We start from the raw sequence: 19134 nt of genomic DNA on the forward strand, positions 1-19134 counted from the left end.
GATGGCGGCATCACCAGGCAGCAGTCCCAGCATGCAGACACCTTCCGATTCGCCCACCGACGACAGCACTCCCCTCACCGAGCCGCGCTGGAACACCCGCGCCCTGATCGTCGATGACGACGTACCGATCCGCGAGCTGCTCTGCGACTACCTGGCCCGCTTCAATATCCAGAGCCGTGGCGTGACCAATGGCGAGGAAATGCGCCAGGCCCTTGAAGAAGAAGTGTTCGACGTGGTGGTGCTGGACCTGATGCTGCCCGGCGAAGACGGCCTGTCATTGTGCCGCTGGCTGCGCAGCTCGTCGGATATCCCGATCCTGATGCTCACCGCCCGCTGCGAACCCACTGACCGCATCATCGGCCTGGAACTGGGCGCCGACGATTACATGGCCAAGCCATTCGAACCACGGGAACTGGTGGCACGTATCCAGACCGTGCTGCGCCGGGTCCGCGACGACCGTAGCGAGCAACGCACCATCATCCGTTTCGATGCCTGGCGCCTGAACAGCGTGTTGCGCCAACTGACTTCGCCCGAAGGCCTGGTGGTGCCGTTGTCCAACGCCGAATTCCGCCTGCTGCGGGTATTCATCGAGCGCCCACGGCGGGTACTGACCCGCGAGCAACTGCTCGACGCCGCTCGCGGTCGCTCCATCGAAGCCTTCGACCGCAGCATCGACCTGCTGGTCTCGCGCCTGCGCCAGAAGCTCGGCGATGACCCGCGCTCACCGCAGTTGATCAAAACCGTGCGCGGCGAAGGTTATCTGTTCGACGTCAGGGATATCGGTTGATACGCACCTTCGACACCCTGTTCGCCCGTCTTTTCGGCGGGGCGATGCTGGCGATCGTGCTGGCACACATCATGGCGTTTATCTGGTTCGTCAATTACGGCCCGGGCTTTCCGCCGCCGGGGCCGCCACCACCGCATATGTCGGGCAATCCGCCGCCACGCCCCTTCGATCCCTCACGCCCGCCGCCCCGGGAGGGCACCTGGCTGATGGCTATTCGCGGGCCGTTGGTGCCCTTTGGCTTCCAGTTGGTGACCCTGGTGGTGGTCGCCTGGTTTGGCGCCAAAGCCCTGAGTCGGCCGTCCCGGCGCATCAGCGAGGCTGCCGAGCGCCTCAGCGAAAGCCTCGACAGCCCGCCCCTGGAAGTCAGCGGCCCGAGGGAGATACGCCAGGCCGCCCTGGCCTTCAACCTGATGCAGGAACGGATCCGCGACCAGGTACAGCAACGCGGACGCATGCTCGCGGCGGTGTCCCATGATTTGCGCACGCCCCTGTCGCGCCTGAAGCTGCGGGTCGAACAGATCGACGACCTGCGCCTGCACGACCAGATGAGCCAGGACCTCAACGACATGATCGGCATGCTCGATGCCACCCTCACCTACCTCAACGAGCAACGCACCAGTGAAGTCGTGCAGTTGTTCGATATCCAGGCGCTGATCGAGTCCCTGGCCGAAAACGCCCAGGACAACGGCAACGATGTGCAATACAGCGGTGAATGCAAACCGCTCAAGACCCAGCCCATGGCCCTGCGCTCGTGCCTGAACAACCTGATCGACAACGCCCTGCGCTACGCAGGCAATGCCAATGTCGAGATCCAGGACAGCGCCGAGCGGCTGCGGGTGATCGTCAGCGACAACGGCCCCGGCATCGCGCTGGAGTTTCATGAAACCGTGTTCGAACCTTTCTACCGCCTGGAAGGCTCACGCAACCGAAATTCCGGTGGCGTCGGCATGGGCATGACCATCGCCCGCGAAGCCGCACGGCGCATGGGCGGTGACTTGCACCTGAGCCAGACGCCAGGTGGCGGACTGACCGTGACCCTGGATCTGCCACGGCTCTAGCCCGGTAACATCCGCGATACAAAATCCCCATACGCAGGACAACTCCCGGACAGATTCTGCATAAGCCGGTGGACTCGCACCGGTCCATTTTTACTCTGAGGGGAGTCAGTCTTATGATCAGCGGCGTCAGTGGTAGCAGTGGCTACTCGAACTACACCCGTTCAAGCACGAGTTCGACCACGAGCGTGGACAGCAAGAAGTTCCAGGAACAATTGCTGGCAAAACTCGATACCGATGGCGACGGCAGCATCAGCAAGGACGAGCTCAGCGCGTCCCTGTCGTCCAATCCCAAGGATGGCATCACGGTCAGCCTGAGCAAGGCGTTCAGCAGCCTGGACAGCGATGACGACGATAGCCTGAGCAGCGACGAACTGGCTGCCATTGAGCCACCGCAACAGGGCGGTAACGGCCCGGCCACCGATATGGCCGACGACCTGCTCAGTTCGCTGGACAGCGACGGTGACGGTTCGATCAGCAGCGACGAACTGACCGCAGGCCTGACGAGCGCAGGCAGCAGCGCTGACAGCTCGCAAGTGTTCGATGCCCTGGACACCAATAAGGACGGCACCGTCAGCCTTGACGAACTGACCGCCGCCCTGCAACCGAAGGATCCACCGCCACCGCCGCCATCGAGCCAGGGTGACGCCTCGCAGCTGTTCAGCGCCATCGACAGCGACGGTGATGGCAGCATCACCAGCAGCGAATTAACCAGCGCCCTGAGCAGCACCAGTTCGAGCAGCGCAACCAGCAGCACCAGCTCGACGAGCTCGACCAGCAGCACCGATGCCGACAGCCTGTTCAGCGCTCTGGATGCCGACAGCAGCGGCAGTGTCGATCTCAACGAACTGCTGACTGCGCTGCAACCCAATCAGACCGGCAACACCAGTTCGACCGCTGCCAGCACGTCTGACTCAAGTAACAGCGCCAGCAGCAAGGACGCCGCCGCCCAGGCCCTGAGCCGGATGGTCGCGGCCCTGAGCCAGCGCTATGACACAGAAGGTGGCAAGCCGGTGGGCAAGTATCTCAATACTGCCGCATAACTGACTGAACAACTTTTGTGGGAGCTAATTCTGTGGGAGCGAATTTATTCGCGAAAAGACCAGTGCATTCGACGCATTTTCGTCGCCGGATATACCGCTTTCGCGAATGAATTCGCTCCCATAATTCGCTCCCACAGGGTTCGGCCTTACAGATTTGGCAATACCTGCAATAGCGTCAGCGCAGCGGCCTTTCGCTGTGCACCCAATCGATCAGCAGGCTATAAGCCACAGCCAGCAGGGTCGGGCCGATAAACAGACCGATGAAGCCAAAGGTCAGCAGACCGCCAAACACCCCGAGCAGCACGATCACCAATGGCAGGTTGCCGCCCCGGCTGATCAGGTACGGCTTGAGCACGTTGTCCACGCCGCTAATGATGAACATGCCCCAGATCCCGAGGAAAATCGCCATCCCGTAGTTGCCTTGCCAGGCCAGCCAGGCCGTGGCCGGAATCCACACCAGTGGCGGGCCCATGGGCACCAGGCTGAGCAGAAAGGTGACGATCCCCAGCACTACCGCCCCCGGCACCCCGGCAATCAGGAAGCCGACCAACGCCAGCAGCCCCTGCGCCGCCGCCGTGCCGATCACGCCATTGACCACCCGCTGCACCGTACCGGCCACCAGGTCCAGGTAATACTCGGCGCGCTCGCCGATCAGGCGTTGCAACAGGCTCAGGACAAACGCCGCCAAGCGCGGACCGTCACGATAGAAGAAGAAGGCAAAGATGACACTCAGAGTCAGCTCGACGATGCCGCCGCCAATCTGCGCACTGCGCGCCAGCAGCCAGTTACCCACTTCGCCCAGATACGGCTTGATACTGGCCATCAACGCCGCACCCTGCTGGTCGATGCTGTTCCAGTAACCGACCAGGCGCTCGCCGACCAGCGGAATGCTGCCCAGCCATGAGGGCGGATCCGGCAAGCCGTCGACCTGAACGTTTTTGATAAAGACGGTGGCGTCGCGCACATGGTCGGCCAGATTGAAGCCGAGCCAGACCAGAGGCAGCGCCACCAACAGGATCCAGCAGAGGGTCAGAATCAGCGCAGCCAGGGACTCGCGGCCGTTCAACCAACGGGTCAGTACGCGCATCAGCGGCCAGCTGGCAAAGGCCAGCACCGCTCCCCAGATCAACGCCGACCAGAACGGCAACATGACCCAGACACAGGCTCCGAGCAGCCCCAGCAGCAGAATCTGCACCAGCAGGCGATCATTATTGAACATGGGGATTCCATTCAGAGGGCGTAGATAGAGAGCATAACGGCAAATGCGCGTCAGGGCGGCACGCAAACCCATTGCGGGAGCGAGGTGGGAGCGAATTCATTCGCGAAAACGGTATTTCAGTCGCTCAGGATGCGTTGAATGTACCAGCCTCTTCGCGAATGAATTCGCTCCCACAGGATTCACGTCTACAGGCACTGGATAGCCTACGGAATCACCTGCAACACCAGGCCCGGCTTGTCAGCGGCCCCCAGCTCAAGCCGCGCGGCACGTACGCCCTTGGCCACCAGCGCATCCCGCCACGCTGGCGCCTGGGCTCCGGCCACAGTAATGCGCAGGGTGCTGTCCAGATTCAGGCCACGGGACAGCAAAGTCGCCCAGGTATCGGAAGGCGCGCCGTCCAGCCGTGGCAACGGCAGGCTGCCAGTGCTCTTGAGCTGGCGCAGCAGGGTCGCTGAGGTTGGCAGCAACTCCCCCAGAGGTGCAGAAGCGACGAATTGTTCGACGTGCAGGTAAGCCCGGCGATTGCCACGGGTAATGCTGTAGAGCGCTACCAGGGTGTTGTCCTGAGGCGCAGCCAGACGCAGCAGCAGGTAGGCCTGCTCATTGTCGGAGCCAAACAGCTTGGCATTGCCGAAGACCTCGTTGGCCAGCAGGCTGCTTTCCCCGCAATCGCGCGCCTGACACCAGAACAGCAGCTCGGCGCCCTGTGTGTGCAGGGCTTGCCGGGCCAGGGTAAAGGCCTCATCGGCGCTGTGCTCGATCGGCAATTGGTAGGTCACGGAAGTGAGGCTGCCATGGGCGCTGACCTGGCCATCGAAACGCAACTGGCCGCTGATCTTGCGCACCGAGCCCATGGGGTAGATGCGCTCCAGCTCGGCCGGGGCACGGTAGTCGACGATTTCGGCGTCGGTCAGGCGGGGAATATTGGGCAGGTCCTGACTGCCGGGCAGATCGGCGGCCCAGAGTGTCGGGCTGAACAGGGCCAGGCACAGGAGCATGCGCACTCTCTTTGCAGGAGCGAGGCTTGCTCGCGAAAGCGATGTCTGTTTCACAGAAACTGTGTTGGAAAAAAGACCCTCTTCGCGGGCAAGCCTCGCTCCAACAGCGGTACGGCAGCGCGTAATAAATGTGTTCATAACGAGGACAAGCAAAAAAGGGAATAAGCGTAAGCGTGGGGGTGATCCATCAGGGCAGTCTCCAATATCAACCCGCCCAGCCTCGACAGTTGCCCAGTGCAAGTCAAGGAGTGGCAAAGAAGCGATTGAAACAGTCTGCAACAGAGCGTGCGCCCTCCTCCTCGTTCAAGTGCAGATGGTGCCCGCCTGGCAGGGTCGAGACGCTGAAAGGCAACCCCGCGAGCAGTGTCTGGTTCTGCGCCAGAATGCCTTCGGCGGCGACGATCAACTGGGTCGGACAACGCACGCTATCGATAAAAGACAGCGCCTGCTCGCGGGTCAGACGAATCGCCGACGGCAGCGTCAGACGGCTGTCGCTGCGCCAGGTATAACCACCGGGCACCGGCATCAGGCCGCGCTGGGCGAGCAGTTGCGCCGCCTCGCGACTGACCGCCACCACGCCGCGCATACGCACTTCAGCGGCATGGCTCTGATCGCGGTAGACCGGTTTGCGCTTGTCCGCCAACGCTGCCTGGGCCTGCAAGGCCCGGCCCATGCGCTCAGCCATGCTGTCGGCCTCGCCGGTCATGGGCATCAGGCCGTCGATCAGCGCTAGACGGGTGACCCGCTCAGGCAGCGAAGCGGCGAGGATCACCGAGATAATCGCGCCGAGGGAATGGCCCAGCAAAGAGAACTGCTGCCAGCCCAGTTGCTCGGCCACCTGCACGATGTCATAGGCATAATCGGCGAGGTTATAGGTCACCCCCGGCGGACGATGACCGGAGTGCCCGTGCCCGGCCAGATCCAGGGCAACGATACGCAGGCCCTTGAGGTGAGGCGCCAGGCGCGCAAAGCTGTTGGCATTGTCCAGCCAACCATGCAGGGCGATTACCGGCTGACCGTCTTCAGGGCCGAATAAATGGGCGGCCAGCTCGATATGCCCCAGGTTCAGGCGTACTTCTTCGACGGCCAGGCTCATGCGCTGCGCGCCTGTTTACGCGCTTGCGCACGATCATCCCAGCGACTGAATAGCATCTTGAGCATGGTCGCGGTGTCCTCGGGGCATTCCAGGGGGAACATATGGCCGCCGGGCATCGACAGGTATTCGCCACCGGGCAGGCGTTTCACCGAGCCGGCATGATGGGGCAACACCACGCGGCTGTTTTCGCCGCGGACCATCGCCAGCGGCACCTTGAGCTGCTGAGCGCTCGCCGGGCGGTTATGGGGCACGCTGCGGTAGATGCTGATTTCGGTGGCCGGGTTGAAGCGCAGGCGCAACTGATCACCATCGGCCTGCAAGCCATGTTGCAGATAGGCATCGAAGCATTCGGGATCGAAACGGCGGAACAGGGTTTTACCAGCGAAATAGCGCCGGGCCGATTCCAGGTCGGCAAAGGCTTCACGTCGCCCCAGCGTACGCCCGGCCGGGGTGATGCGGTCGATAAAGCCAAAGCGCTTGGCCATGCGGATCATCAGTTGATCGGCCAGGGTCAGCACCGGCGAATCGAGCATCACCACCCCGCGATACAACTCCGGGCAACGCAGCGCCGCATGAAAATGCAGAACCCCGCCCAGAGAATGGCCCACGCCCCACACCGGCCCCGGTTGCTCGCGCAAGTGATGAATCAGCTCGTCGACCAGGTTGAGCCAGTTGTCGTCCACCGGAAAACGCGGATCGTGGGCGTGCTGATCGAGATGGGCGACTTGGTAGTCCGGCGCCAGCGCAGCGAACAGCTTGCCGTAAGTGGCCGAGGGGAAGCCGTTGGCGTGGGCGAAAAATACTTGCTGCGACATGCTGGCACACCCGATTGCTGAATCTGTGGCGATTGTGCGCAGCCGCCTGAAGCACGGCAATGACTGGAAGTGCCATCAATGACGACACTCCGGCCATTACCTGTCCTGTTTGCAGCTTTTATCGGGCAGGTGGCTCTTCGCCCAGCGGCACAACGGCAATGGTCAGCCGGGAAATACAGCTGGTCTTGCCATCATCGCTGGTCAGACGGATATCCCAGACGTGGGTCATGCGACCGATGTGCACCGGCCGCGCCACTGCAGTGACCCTGCCGCTACGCAGACCACGCAGGTGGTTGGCATTGACTTCAAGGCCGACGCAATAGAAGCGACTGGTGTCGATGACCAGATAGCTGGCCGTGGAACCAACCGTCTCGGCCAGCACCACCGAAGCACCGCCGTGTAACAGCCCGTATGGCTGATGGGTACGCTGATCGACCACCATGCTGGCGGTCAGGGAGTCATCGGTGACGGATTCGAAACGGATATCCAGCACTTCGCCGATGGTGTTCTTCTGCATCGCGTTGAGCTGGTCGATGTCCGGGGTTTGACGCCATACACTCATGTTCAGTCCTTTCTTGTTTGATGCGCCCTTACCGTGGGCGCATTGATCGAGTCGGCAAAGCTATCCCGCGTGGCGGACGCTAAGCAACTGCATTGCACCGGCAAGGGGAAAATCGCCCTCAAGTTCGGCCAGACTGGCCGTACCCATGGGTTGGGCGTGCTGAAAACTGCCGTGGACGAGCAAGCCGATCAGCACGCCCACCAGCGGCTGATGACTGACCAGCAGAATCTGTTCGTCGGCGTACAGGTCCAACTGCTGCAGGACCTTTTTCGGGTCGCTTTCCGGGGTCAGCCAGGGCACGGTACTGATCGGATCGCTGAAACCCAGGGCCTGGCGGACCAACTCGGCGGTCTGCTGCGCCCGCACGTAGGGGCTGGCGATGATCCGGTCCAGCGGCTTGCCCAGCAGATGGGCGGCGCTGCCGATCACCTGCGAACGGCCATGCTCGGTCAGCTCACGCTCGGCATCACTACGGGCATTGGCCTGGGCTTCGCCGTGGCGCAAGACCCAGACCTTCACAGCTTGGGCTCTTCGTCGCGCACCGGATGCGGCGCAGGCGGCACACGATGCGGTGCTTCACCTTCAGGCGCGCGTGCAGTCGGCCAGTCGGCAAACGGCCAGGGCTTCTGCTCGGTATGAAAGGTGCCGAACCGGCCGATCTGGGCCATGAACTGGCTCAGGCTGTCTCCGAAGCTCATCAGGCTGGCGCTGGGTGCGCCGTAGAACAGGCGATAACCCAATTGCACCACCACTACGACACCGAGGACCAGATTGGCCAGGTACCAGATCACCAGAAATACCAGCATCCAGACGATGCGCAGCAGGACCGATTCGTGCTGCTTGAATTTCGACTCGTTCAAGAGTGTCTCTCCCTAGGATTGCAACCGGTTCAATTGAAACCGGCAGTGGAAATGAAATCGACGTCAGTCTTGGGTTCGGCGCGCATCAACAGCTCGATGACCTGATTGAGCGTACGACCTTCGAACAGAATGGCATGCAGCCCCGCGACCAGCGGCATATAGACATTAAGCTCCTGCGCCTTGGCCTTGAGCACCTTGAGAGTGTTGACGCCCTCAGCGACCTCACCCAGGCGGCTGACGGCTTCATCCAGACTCAGCCCTTCGCCCAGGGCGAAACCCACCTGATAGTTGCGGCTCTTGGGCGAAGAACAGGTAACGATCAAGTCTCCGACACCGGCCAAGCCAAGAAAGGTCATGGGATTGGCGCCCTGGCTGACAGCGAAGCGAGTCATTTCCGCCAGCGCGCGGGTAATCAGCATGCTCTTGGTGTTCTCACCCATTCCCAGCGCCACTGCCATGCCGGCAATGATTGCGTAGACGTTTTTCAGCGCCCCGCCCAGCTCGACGCCAAAGCGGTCAGCACTGGCATACACGCGGAAGGTGCGGCCATGCAGCGCCGCCTGGACCGCCTTGCACAGGCCTTCGTCGGCACTTGCAACCACGGTGGCCGTCAGCGCGTGCTCGGCGATTTCCCGCGCCAGGTTAGGGCCGGACAGCACACCAATACGCGCCTTGGGCACGATCTCTTCAAGGATTTCGCTCATCAGCTTGAAGGTTTTCGCTTCAATGCCCTTGGTCAGACTGACCAGCATCTTGCCTTCGAGCCTGTCGACATGGGCATCGAGCACCGCGCGCAGGGCGCTGGACGGCAGGGCGACGAAGATCAGCTCACAGGCGTCAAGGGTCGCAGGCAGGTCAGTGACCGGCTCGACTTCCGGGCGCACGGCGATGCCTTTGAGGTAGCGCGGGTTCTCGCGATTGACGCGGATCGCCTCGGCCTGCTCGGGGTCGCGCATCCATTGCCGGACCTGATGACCATTTTCCGCGAGCAGATTGGCTATCGCCGTACCGAAACTGCCGCCGCCCAGAACCGCTACAGGTTGTTGTGTGGTCATGAACCACTCCATCGTGAGCCAACTCATCTGGCGATGCCGCATTATACGGAGCATGGCTGCGGCAGCCAGCGCAAACGTTGCCAAGGCAGGTCTCGCCTCGGGTAACATGCAGCGCAAAGTCCCACAATAAAGTGCTGCCTTCCTTGTGCGAATGTTCTCTTATGACGCGACGGCAATGACACAACCTCGTTCGCACAGGCGCCAGGGCGGCGTTATTGCACGCCGCGCCAGGGCATTGGCTGTTGTCGCCGTGGCGTTTTTGTTCACGGCACCAGTCGAGGCTGCCGATATCTTGCTGACCAGCGTCGAAGACGGCCCCCAGGTGCAGGACTTCGTCGCGCAGCTGCGCCAGCACCGCGAGCAGGATACGGTGCGCTACGTCATCACCGCACAGCTACCGTCGCCGCAGCTGATCCCTGTCGACACCCGCCTGATCCTCCTCGACCCCGCCAGTCTTGAATGGCGACTGAGCAACAGCGGCGGGCCACCGACCCTGGTGCTGCGCATCAACCGCCTGCAGGCTCATCAGTATCTGGACGAACAGCGGGCGGCGAACCTGACCCTGATCTGGCGCGACCCGCCACCTGCCCGGCAATTGCGCCTGATTCGCCAGCTACTGCCCAAGGCCCGGCAAATAGGCGTGCTGTTCGGCAAGGAAAGCCAGTTCATGCTCAACGACTTGCGCCATGCCGCCACCGCCCTGGGCATGCGCGTCATGTCCCAACCCTGGGATTTCACCGAGGACATCCGCCCGTTGCAGACGCTGCTCAAACGCAGCGATGTACTGCTGGGGCTCAACGACCCGCAGCTGTATAACGCGCTGACAATGAAAAACCTGACGCTCAGTGCCTACGCTGATCAGCAGGCCCTGATCGGCCCGACGGCCAGTTTTATCAAGGCGGGCAGCCTGGCGAGCACCTACAGTGATCAGACGGACTGGATCAACACCCTGAGCGACCTGCTCGAACAGGCGCCGCAGCGTTGGCCACGCACCCTCTACCCCAACCATTTCAAGGTCATGAGCAACCCCCAGGTGGCGAGTTCCCTGGGCCTGGCGCCGATCAACGAGGCGGCCCTGGCAGCCAGTCTGGCGCAAGGAGAGCGTCGCCCATGACCTTGCAGCGAAGCTGGGACATCAATACCCGCACGCAAATCATCAGCCTCGGCCCGGCACTGCTGCTGACCCTGCTGCTGATCAGTTTCTTTACTTTCGTGCGAATCCAGGACCTGCGCCAGGAACTCAATCACACCGGTCAATTGATCGCCAACCAACTGGCCCCTGCATCGGAATATGGCGTGATCGTCGGCAACGATGAAGTGCTCAACAGCCTGATGCGCGCCACCCTGTCCACTCCCCATGTGCGCTTCCTGGAAATTCAGGACCGGGCCAATAACGTGCTGGTGTACGTCGAACAGCCGAGCGCCGACGGCAGTAATCCCAAGCAAGTGGAAGTCTTCCAGGCGCCGATCCGCTCGCAACGGATCAAGCTCGGCAAAGACTTCCTCAGCAACGCCAGTTCAGACGAAACCGCCGGTTCGCCCGCCGGGGATTATCTGGGCCGGGTGCTGGTGGGCATGTCCAACGACGCCTTCAGCCAACGCCAGCAGGAAATCCTGTTCAAAGCCGGGATCCTCGCGCTGTTCGCCCTGCTCTTCACCTATATCCTGGCGCGGCGTCTGGCTTTGAGCCTGTCGCAGCCGATCAGCGAGATGGGCGAAGCGGTCAAGGCCATTCAGCAGGGCGACTACACGACCCCGCTGCCCGTACCGGAGGACGCCGAACTGGGTGATCTGGCCCGGCATATCAACAATCTGGCGCGGGATCTGGAAGGCGCCAGTCATGAACAGCAACGCGCCATCGATCAGTTGATCCGCACCCGTGAAGAGGCCGAACGTGCCAACACGGCCAAGTCCGACTTCCTGGCCATGATGAGCCACGAGCTGCGTACACCCATGAACGGTGTACTGGGCATGCTGCAATTGCTCGAAACCACGAAAATGACCGATGAGCAGAGCGAATATGCCGCCCTTGCCACCGAGTCCACGGAACACCTGCTACGGGTAATCAACGACATCCTCGACTTCTCGCGAATCGAGCGCAACGCCATGGAAATGGAAACGATCGTCTTCAATCTGGTGGAGTTGATCAACACCACGACTCAGGCCTTTCACCATGATGCCCAACAGCGCGGGCTGACCCTGGCGTTGCATATACAGCCGGGTCTGGAAGACTTCACCGTGCAAGGCGATCCGACACGTATCCGGCAGATTCTGGTCAATCTGGTCGGCAACGCCTTGAAATTCACCGAAGTCGGCAGCGTACGCATCCATGCCAACTGGTGCCGCAACGCCGACGATCAGATCACCTTCATCTGCACCGTGCGCGACACCGGTATCGGTATTCCTGCGCAGCGCCTGGAATCTATGTTCAACGCCTTCCAGCAGGCCGACAGCTCGATCTCCCGGCGCTATGGCGGCACCGGCCTGGGCCTGCCCATCGCCCGCACCCTGGCTGAGCGCATGGGCGGAACCTTGCGCGCCCAGAGTGAAGAGCGCCTGGGTTCGGTGTTCACCCTGGACATCCCCCTGACCCTGGTGCAACGCCCGCCCAATGCCCCCGGCATAACCGTCAGCGGCCCTTATGAAACCCAGCGCAACGCCCACGTTCTGCTGGTCGAGGACAATCCGGTCAACCGCACGGTCATCGAAGCCATGCTGCGCAGCCTGGGCCTGGAAGTCAGTGTCGCAGGCGATGGCGCCGAGGCTGTCGGCATGGTCGAAGCAGGTGATTACGGCGCCGTACTGATGGATTGCCGACTGCCGGTCATGGATGGTTATCAGGCCACGCGCCTGATCCGCCAGCATGCACATCTGGAGAATCTGCCAATCATCGCCCTGACCGCCAATGCCCTGTACGGCGACCGCGACGCCTGTTTACAGGCGGGCATGAATGATTATTTGGCCAAACCCTTCAAACGCAGTGATTTGCAGCAGGTTTTACAGCGTTGGCTTGCCTTTCAAGCATCTGCGACTGGCGATAAATGATAAATTGCGGCAGTCTTGGCAACCGGATCGACCCCAGCCGTCTGCTGGACGACAAATTTCAGTGCACAGGTGTACTTTCATTTTCCCTGTGCTGTGACTTTCACTACAACGCAATAGTCTATGGGTAGGCTGATCGCCAAGTCCCTGTGATTGAAGCACGCAAGGACCGGAGGCCGGGCACATGACCCCCTCCCTGCCGCACATGACTATTGAGGAGCTCGCATGACCAAACAAAACGCCTTTACCCGGGAAGAATTGCTGAGTTGCAGTCGCGGCGAGCTTTTCGGCCCAGGTAACGCGCAACTGCCCGCCCCCAACATGCTGATGGTCGATCGCATCACCCATATCAGCGAAGAAGGCGGCAAGTTCGGCAAAGGTGAATTGGTCGCCGAGCTGGATATCACCCCGGACCTATGGTTCTTCGCTTGTCACTTCGAAGGCGACCCGGTCATGCCGGGCTGCCTGGGCCTTGATGCCATGTGGCAGTTGGTCGGTTTCTTCCTCGGCTGGCAGGGTCTGCCGGGCCGCGGCCGCGCCCTGGGTTCGGGCGAAGTGAAATTCTTTGGCCAGGTCCTGCCGACCGCCAAGAAAGTCACCTATAACATTCACATCAAGCGCGTTCTGCGCGGCAAGCTGAACCTGGCCATTGCCGATGGTTCGGTGAGCGTTGATGGCCGCGAGATCTACACTGCCGAAGGCCTTCGGGTCGGCGTGTTCACTTCCACTGAAAATTTCTAAGGGTATTCGCATGCGCCGCGTCGTTATCACTGGTCTGGGCATTGTTTCCTGCTTGGGCAATGACAAAGACACCGTCTCCGCCAACCTGCGTGCAAGCCGCCCTGGCATCCGTTTCAATCCGGAATATGCCGAAATGGGTCTGCGCAGCCAGGTTTCCGGCTCCATCGACCTCAACCTCGAAGAGCTGATCGATCGCAAAATCTATCGCTTCGTCGGCCACGCAGCGGCCTACGCCTACCTGGCCATGAAAGACGCCATCACTGACTCCGGCCTGACCGAAGAGCAAGTGTCCAACCCGCGCACCGGCCTGATCGCCGGCAGCGGTGGCGCATCGACCCTGAATCAGATGGAAGCGCTGGATATCCTGCGCGAAAAAGGCGTCAAGCGTGTCGGCCCGTACCGCGTCACCCGGACCATGAGCAGCACGGTTTCCGCCTGCCTGGCCACGCCGTTCAAGATCAAGGGCCTGAACTATTCCATCGCTTCGGCCTGTGCCACCAGCGCGCATTGCATCGGCAACGCCATGGAACAGATCCAGCTGGGCAAGCAGGACATCGTCTTCGCCGGCGGCGGTGAAGAAGAGCACTGGAGCCAGTCATTCCTGTTCGATGCCATGGGCGCCCTGTCGACCCAGTACAACGAAACGCCGGAAAAAGCCTCCCGCGCCTACGACGCCAAGCGTGACGGTTTCGTCATCGCCGGTGGTGGCGGCATGGTGGTGGTCGAGGAGTTGGAACACGCTCTGGCCCGCGGCGCCAAGATCTACGCGGAAATCGTCGGCTACGGCGCGACTTCCGATGGCTACGACATGGTTGCGCCAAGCGGCGAAGGCGCCATCCGCTGCATGCAGATGGCCATGGCTACCACCGAAGGCCCGATCGACTACCTCAACACCCACGGCACCTCGACTCCGGTCGGCGACGTCGCGGAAATGAAAGGTGTGCGTGAAGTGTTCGGCGCCAACGCTCCGGCCATCAGTTCGACCAAGAGCCTGTCCGGTCACTCCCTGGGCGCCGCCGGCGTTCACGAAGCGATCTACTGCATGCTGATGATGGAAGGCAACTTCATGGCTGGCTCGGCCAACATCGACGAACTGGACCCGGAAGTGGCTGACATGCCAATCCTGACCAAGACTCGCGAAGATGCGAAGATTGACCAGGTCATGAGCAACAGCTTCGGCTTCGGCGGCACCAACGCCACGCTGATCATGAAGCGCTGGTCTGGTAAATAATCGCACTGGTAAGTCATTGCCATCGCAGCACTACAATCAAGGCGCCCAACAGGCGCCTTTTTTGTGCCTGCAGGAAATAGCACAGCGGTTCAAGATGGGACTTTGTGGGAGCCGGCTTGCTGGCGATCAAGTGCGAAGCGCTCGCAAAGATGTCAGTGCCTGGTCCGACGCCATCGCCAGCAAGCCGGCTCCCACATGGTACACACCAGCCACAAAGACTCATTTCATTTCGAATAATTGCGCAACCCCAGAGGCCTCCATGTCCGTCATCGTCAACAGTACCTCCAGCGAAGGCTTTCGCCATAGCGTCGACATCAACGAGCGCCATACCCTCGCCACCGACTTGCCGGTCTCCCTGGGCGGCGAAGATTCGGCGCCCTCGCCCCATGATTATTTCGATGCAGCACTGGGCGCCTGCAAGGCCCTGACCGTCAAGCTCTACGCCAGGCAACATGACATCCCACTCACGGGCATTCGCGTCGCGGTCAGTCATGACGACAGCGAAGAGCGCAAAGGCAAATACAGCCTCAACGTCGAGCTGACGCTGGAAGGCAATCTCACTGAAGATCAGCGCACGCTATTGCACCGTATCGCTGACCGCTGCCCGGTGCATAAACTGATGACCACCGCCGAAATCACCATCCAGACCCAGCTGGCCTGACCAGGGAGCCGAGCATGCTGATCATCAAACCCCGCGCCGAAGACGTCGAAGGCCAGCCGATCCTGCGCCCGTTGCCGTCAGCACAGTGCCGCAGCGTCGGCCCTTTCGTGTTCTTCGACCATATGCTGGAAACGGACTACCCGGCAGGCAGCGGCATGGATATCCGCCAACACCCGCATATCGGCCTGTCGACCCTGACCTATCTGTTCGAAGGCGAGTTGCTGCACAAGGACAGCCTCGGCAGCGATCAGCGGGTACTGCCCGGCGAAGTGAGCTGGATGACTGCGGGCAGCGCCATCGCCCACGTCGAACGCACGCCCGCAGACCTGGTAGCCAAAGGCTCGCGCATGCACGGCCTGCAGATCTGGCTGGCTTCGCCCAAGGACCACGAGCAAGGGCCGGGGCATTACAGCCATCACCCGGCAGCCAGCCTGCCGACCAGTGACAACCTGGGTATCCGCATCCGCATGATCGCCGGCAGCGGCTTTTGTCTGACCTCCCCGGTGCCGGTGCTCTCAGGCACGTTGTATGCCGAGTTGCACCTGCAGACCGCTACGACCCTGCTGATCCCCACAGAACATGCCGAGCGCGCGCTGTACGTGCTGGAGGGAGAAGCCTCCGTCGATGGTCAACCGGTAGAACCTCGCAGCCTGATCGTGCTGGACAGCGGCCAGGAAGCGATCCTCAGCGCCGAAAGCGAATGCCACGCGGTATTGATCGGCGGAGAAGCCCTGGACGGGGCAAGGCGGATGAACTGGAATTTCGTTGCCAGCGACCCGGCCCTGATCGACCAGGCACGGCAACGCTGGGCAGCGGGCGAGTGGCCGACCGTGCCGGGGGAAACGGGCAGGATTGAGTTACCCGTGAAGCGCTAGAGAAACGATTGTAGGTGAGCTGTGGAAACTGATTGAGGGAGCAAATTTTGTGGGAGCGAATTCATTCGCGAAAACCATATTGCAGACGATGAATGTGCATCGACTGATCTGGCCCCTTCGCGAATGAATTCGCTCCCACAGTTCGCCTCTACCCAAGCCAGGGCAAGGGCAAGGGCAAGGGCAAGGGCAAGGGCAAAATAATCAACCCTTGAACACTTCATCCAGCAAGTTATGCATGGACTTGAATGCGCGGGTAGCGACTTTCTCGTCGTACATCATCATGCCCGGAACATTGGCATGCGGGTCGGTGAAGGAGTGGAATGCGCCGCCGTAGCTAAGCAGTTGCCAGTCCACGTTCGCTGCATTCATCTCTTCCTCGAACGCTGGCAGTTGCTCTTTGGGCACCAACGGGTCGGACGCGCCGTGCAGGACCAGGACCTTGCCCTTGATATTGTTGGCATCGCTCGGGTTTGGCGTGTCCAGGGTGCCGTGGAACGAGATCGCAGCCTTGAGATTGGCACCAGTACGGGCCAGTTCCAGAGCGCAGCAGCCGCCGAAGCAGAAGCCGAACACAGCGATCTTGTCGGCATCCACCGCAACGTCGGTCTGCGCCACGAGCTGGGCCAGGGCCGCCTTGGTCCGCACGTTCAGCAATTGACGGTCGTTCTTCAACGGCATCATCGCCGCAGCGGCCTCGTCATTGTTGGACGGACGCACGTTTTGCCCGTACAGGTCGGCCAACAGCACCACATAACCCTGCTCCGCAACCTTCTTGGCGATCTTCTCCGCACCTTCACTGACACCCATCCAGTTCGGCGCCATCAACAGCCCGGGGCGCGACGAAGTGGTGTCGGCAGAATCAAACACCAGACGGCTCTCATACGGCTGGCCATCGATCTGGTAAACCACGGAACGCACAGTAACGTTGCTCATTGCTGACTCCTGACTCATTGAATGATTGGAAAGGACAAACGCTAAACAAACAAAACCCGCCGAAGCGGGTTCTGTTCAGGGCATCGATTTAAACCGACAATTCAACCAAAAGCTTGTTCAAACGGCGCACGTATGCGGCCGGATCCTTCAAGCTGTCGCCTGCGGCCAGGGCCGCCTGATCGAACAGGATGTGGGACAGGTCGCCAAAACGCTCTTCGTTCTGCTCGGCGTCCAGCTTGCCGATCAGTGGGTGAGCCGGGTTGAACTCGAAGATTGGCTTGGAATCCGGCACTTTCTGCCCGCTGGCTTCGAGGATCTGGCGCATTTGCAGGCCCAGATCCGCTTCGCCGATGGCCAGGATCGCTGGCGAATCGGTCAGGCGATGGGAAACCCGTACTTCGGCGACAGCATCGCCCAGTGCGGTTTTCAGGCGCTCGACCAGACCTTCCTTGTCCTTGGCGACTTCTTCCTGAGCCTTCTTGTCCTCTTCCGAGTCCAGCTTGCCCAAGTCCAGATCACCACGCGCAACATCAACAAAGCCCTTGCCGTCGAAATCGCTGAGGTAGCTCATCAGCCACTCGTCGATACGGTCGGTCAGCAGTAGCACTTCGATGCCTTTCTTGCGGAAGACTTCCAGGTGCGGGCTGTTCTTGACCTGGGCGTAGGTTTCGCCGGTCAGGTAGTAGATCTTGTCCTGACCTTCCTTGGCGCGAGCCAGGTACTCGGCCAGGGCCACAACCTGCTCGCCGCCTTCGTCATGCGTCGAGGCAAAGCGCAGCAGACCGGCGATTTTTTCCTTGTTGGCGAAATCTTCGGCCGGGCCTTCTTTCATGACCTGGCCGAAGTTCTTCCAGAAGCCCTTGTATTGCTCAGGCTCGTTCTTCGCCAGTTTTTCCAGCATGTCCAGAACGCGTTTGGTCAGGGCCGTCTTCATCGAATCGATGATCGGGTCCTTCTGCAGGATTTCCCGGGAGACGTTCAGAGACAGGTCATTGGAGTCGACCACGCCCTTGATGAAGCGCAGATACAGCGGCAGGAACGACTCGGCCTGGTCCATGACGAACACGCGCTGCACGTACAGCTTCAGGCCACGCGGTGCTTCACGCTGATACAGGTCGAACGGCGCGCGGGCCGGCACGTAAAGCAGCGAGGTGTACTCCAGCTTGCCTTCGACCTTGTTATGGCTCCAGCTCAGTGGGTTCTCGTAGTCGTGGCCGACGTGCTTGTAGAACTCCTGGTATTCCTCGTCCTTGACCTCGGTGCGTGGACGGGTCCACAACGCGCTGGCGCGGTTGACGGTTTCCCATTCCACTTCCGGGGCAGCCTCGCCTTCGGCAGCGGCCTGTTCTTTAGGCAGCTCGATCGGCAGGGCGATATGGTCGGAGTACTTCTTGATGACGTTGCGCAGGCGGTAGCCGTCAGCGAACTCGTCTTCGCCACTTTTCAGGTGCAGGACGATACGGGTGCCACGCTCGGCCTTCTCGACGTTGGCCACTTCAAAGTCGCCCTCGCCCTTGGAGGACCAGTGCACGCCTTCGCTGGCCGGGGAGCCGGCACGACGGCTGTACACGTCAACGCGGTCGGCAACGATGAAAGCGGAGTAGAAGCCCACACCGAACTGGCCGATCAGGTGCGAATCTTTCTTCTGATCACCGGACAGGTTCTTCATGAAATCGGCAGTGCCGGATTTGGCGATGGTACCCAGATGGGTAATCACATCGTCGCGGTTCATGCCGATGCCGTTGTCTTCGAGGGTGACGGTTTTCGCATCCTTGTCGAAGGTCACACGGATTTTCAGCTCGGCGCCGCCTTCGAGCAATTCTGGCTTGGCCAGGGCTTCGAAGCGCAGTTTATCGACGGCGTCAGAGGCGTTCGAGATCAATTCGCGAAGGAAGATTTCCTTGTTGGAATACAGCGAATGGATCATGAGGTGCAGCAGCTGCTTTACCTCGGTCTGGAAGCCCAGGGTTTCCTTTTGAGTTTCCACACTCATGGTCATCAAACTCCAATTGGATGGTGTAAGTCATACGACAACGGCGTCTGCCTTTGCCGAACGGCGGGATGACAACAAGGTGGGGGCTGGGCAGGAGATTTCAAGAGCAGGAAAAAGCAGATTTGCCGGATCGCGGGTCGCGCAGGGCCTCGTGGCACTTCCTGGGTA

19 protein-coding genes are annotated in these 19134 nt (G+C 61.0%); 9 read left to right on the forward strand and 10 right to left on the reverse strand.

Features of this window, described 5'->3' with window-relative positions:
• Positions 1 to 31 precede the first annotated feature (31 nt).
• The 3 genes from M2401_RS04710 to xopAW all read left to right on the forward strand — a co-directional run bounded on the left by M2401_RS04710 (position 32) and on the right by xopAW (position 2885).
• A complete protein-coding gene (locus tag M2401_RS04710) occupies positions 32 to 787 on the forward strand; it encodes a response regulator (protein WP_259100353.1) in 756 nt (251 codons plus the stop codon).
• Positions 784 to 1845, forward strand: a complete 1062-nt coding sequence (locus M2401_RS04715; protein ID WP_259100354.1) for a HAMP domain-containing sensor histidine kinase — start codon at positions 784 to 786, stop codon at positions 1843 to 1845. The genes M2401_RS04710 and M2401_RS04715 overlap by 4 nt, the downstream gene beginning before the upstream one ends.
• 113 nt (positions 1846 to 1958) lie before the next feature.
• Positions 1959 to 2885, forward strand: coding sequence for an EF-hand domain-containing protein (gene xopAW / locus M2401_RS04720; protein WP_259100355.1), 927 nt, complete (start codon positions 1959 to 1961; stop codon positions 2883 to 2885).
• A 175-nt stretch (positions 2886 to 3060) separates the two neighbouring features.
• Here the strand turns inward: xopAW and M2401_RS04725 are convergent, their stop codons facing one another.
• The 8 genes from M2401_RS04725 to M2401_RS04760 all read right to left on the reverse strand — a co-directional run bounded on the left by M2401_RS04725 (position 3061) and on the right by M2401_RS04760 (position 9490).
• Positions 3061 to 4104: an AI-2E family transporter gene (locus M2401_RS04725; protein WP_259100356.1), complete on the reverse strand. Its 1044-nt coding sequence runs from the start codon at positions 4102 to 4104 to the stop codon at positions 3061 to 3063.
• 203 nt (positions 4105 to 4307) lie between these two features.
• Positions 4308 to 5102, reverse strand: a complete 795-nt coding sequence (locus M2401_RS04730) for a DUF4892 domain-containing protein (RefSeq protein ID WP_259100357.1) — start codon at positions 5100 to 5102, stop codon at positions 4308 to 4310.
• A 241-nt stretch (positions 5103 to 5343) separates the two neighbouring features.
• Complete coding sequence (locus M2401_RS04735) at positions 5344 to 6198, reverse strand: alpha/beta hydrolase (protein WP_259100358.1); 855 nt, start codon at positions 6196 to 6198, stop codon at positions 5344 to 5346.
• Complete coding sequence (locus M2401_RS04740; RefSeq protein ID WP_259100359.1) at positions 6195 to 7013, reverse strand: alpha/beta fold hydrolase; 819 nt, start codon at positions 7011 to 7013, stop codon at positions 6195 to 6197. The genes M2401_RS04735 and M2401_RS04740 overlap by 4 nt, the downstream gene beginning before the upstream one ends.
• A gap of 118 nt (positions 7014 to 7131) precedes the next feature.
• Entirely contained in the window at positions 7132 to 7575 is a 444-nt protein-coding gene (locus M2401_RS04745; protein ID WP_259100360.1) for a hotdog fold thioesterase, read from the reverse strand.
• Positions 7576 to 7635: 60 nt separating this feature from the next.
• The gene (gene sixA / locus M2401_RS04750; protein ID WP_259100362.1) at positions 7636 to 8094 is read right to left on the reverse strand and encodes a phosphohistidine phosphatase SixA; all 459 of its coding nucleotides are present in this window, start codon (positions 8092 to 8094) and stop codon (positions 7636 to 7638) included.
• Positions 8091 to 8381: a DUF4389 domain-containing protein gene (locus M2401_RS04755; RefSeq protein WP_409033881.1), complete on the reverse strand. Its 291-nt coding sequence runs from the start codon at positions 8379 to 8381 to the stop codon at positions 8091 to 8093. The genes sixA and M2401_RS04755 overlap by 4 nt, the downstream gene beginning before the upstream one ends.
• An 83-nt stretch (positions 8382 to 8464) precedes the next feature.
• Entirely contained in the window at positions 8465 to 9490 is a 1026-nt protein-coding gene (locus M2401_RS04760; protein WP_259100366.1) for an NAD(P)H-dependent glycerol-3-phosphate dehydrogenase, read from the reverse strand.
• A 175-nt stretch (positions 9491 to 9665) separates the two neighbouring features.
• Between M2401_RS04760 and M2401_RS04765 the strand changes: the two genes are divergently transcribed.
• The 6 genes from M2401_RS04765 to M2401_RS04790 all read left to right on the forward strand — a co-directional run bounded on the left by M2401_RS04765 (position 9666) and on the right by M2401_RS04790 (position 16040).
• A complete protein-coding gene (locus tag M2401_RS04765; protein WP_259100367.1) occupies positions 9666 to 10604 on the forward strand; it encodes an ABC transporter substrate-binding protein in 939 nt (312 codons plus the stop codon).
• A complete protein-coding gene (locus tag M2401_RS04770; protein ID WP_259100369.1) occupies positions 10601 to 12535 on the forward strand; it encodes a response regulator in 1935 nt (644 codons plus the stop codon). Before M2401_RS04765 ends, M2401_RS04770 begins: the two co-directional genes overlap by 4 nt.
• Positions 12536 to 12757: 222 nt before the next feature.
• The gene (fabA, locus tag M2401_RS04775) at positions 12758 to 13273 is read left to right on the forward strand and encodes a 3-hydroxyacyl-[acyl-carrier-protein] dehydratase FabA (RefSeq protein WP_259100371.1); all 516 of its coding nucleotides are present in this window, start codon (positions 12758 to 12760) and stop codon (positions 13271 to 13273) included.
• Between the two features lie 10 nt (positions 13274 to 13283).
• Complete coding sequence (gene fabB / locus M2401_RS04780) at positions 13284 to 14504, forward strand: beta-ketoacyl-ACP synthase I (protein WP_259100373.1); 1221 nt, start codon at positions 13284 to 13286, stop codon at positions 14502 to 14504.
• A gap of 259 nt (positions 14505 to 14763) precedes the next feature.
• The gene (locus M2401_RS04785) at positions 14764 to 15165 is read left to right on the forward strand and encodes an OsmC family protein (RefSeq protein ID WP_259100374.1); all 402 of its coding nucleotides are present in this window, start codon (positions 14764 to 14766) and stop codon (positions 15163 to 15165) included.
• 14 nt (positions 15166 to 15179) lie between these two features.
• Positions 15180 to 16040 (forward strand): pirin family protein, encoded by an 861-nt coding sequence (locus tag M2401_RS04790; RefSeq protein WP_259100375.1) that lies wholly within the window; start codon positions 15180 to 15182, stop codon positions 16038 to 16040.
• A 201-nt stretch (positions 16041 to 16241) separates the two neighbouring features.
• Here the strand turns inward: M2401_RS04790 and M2401_RS04795 are convergent, their stop codons facing one another.
• Positions 16242 to 16973, reverse strand: coding sequence for a dienelactone hydrolase family protein (locus M2401_RS04795; RefSeq protein ID WP_259100376.1), 732 nt, complete (start codon positions 16971 to 16973; stop codon positions 16242 to 16244).
• A gap of 88 nt (positions 16974 to 17061) precedes the next feature.
• Positions 17062 to 18966 carry a molecular chaperone HtpG gene (htpG, locus tag M2401_RS04800; RefSeq protein ID WP_259100377.1) on the reverse strand — a complete coding sequence of 635 codons (1905 nt, stop codon included), beginning with the start codon at positions 18964 to 18966 and terminating at the stop codon, positions 17062 to 17064.
• Positions 18967 to 19134 lie beyond the last annotated feature (168 nt).

Source organism: Pseudomonas sp. JUb42, from assembly GCF_024807945.1.
Lineage (GTDB): Bacteria > Pseudomonadota > Gammaproteobacteria > Pseudomonadales > Pseudomonadaceae > Aquipseudomonas.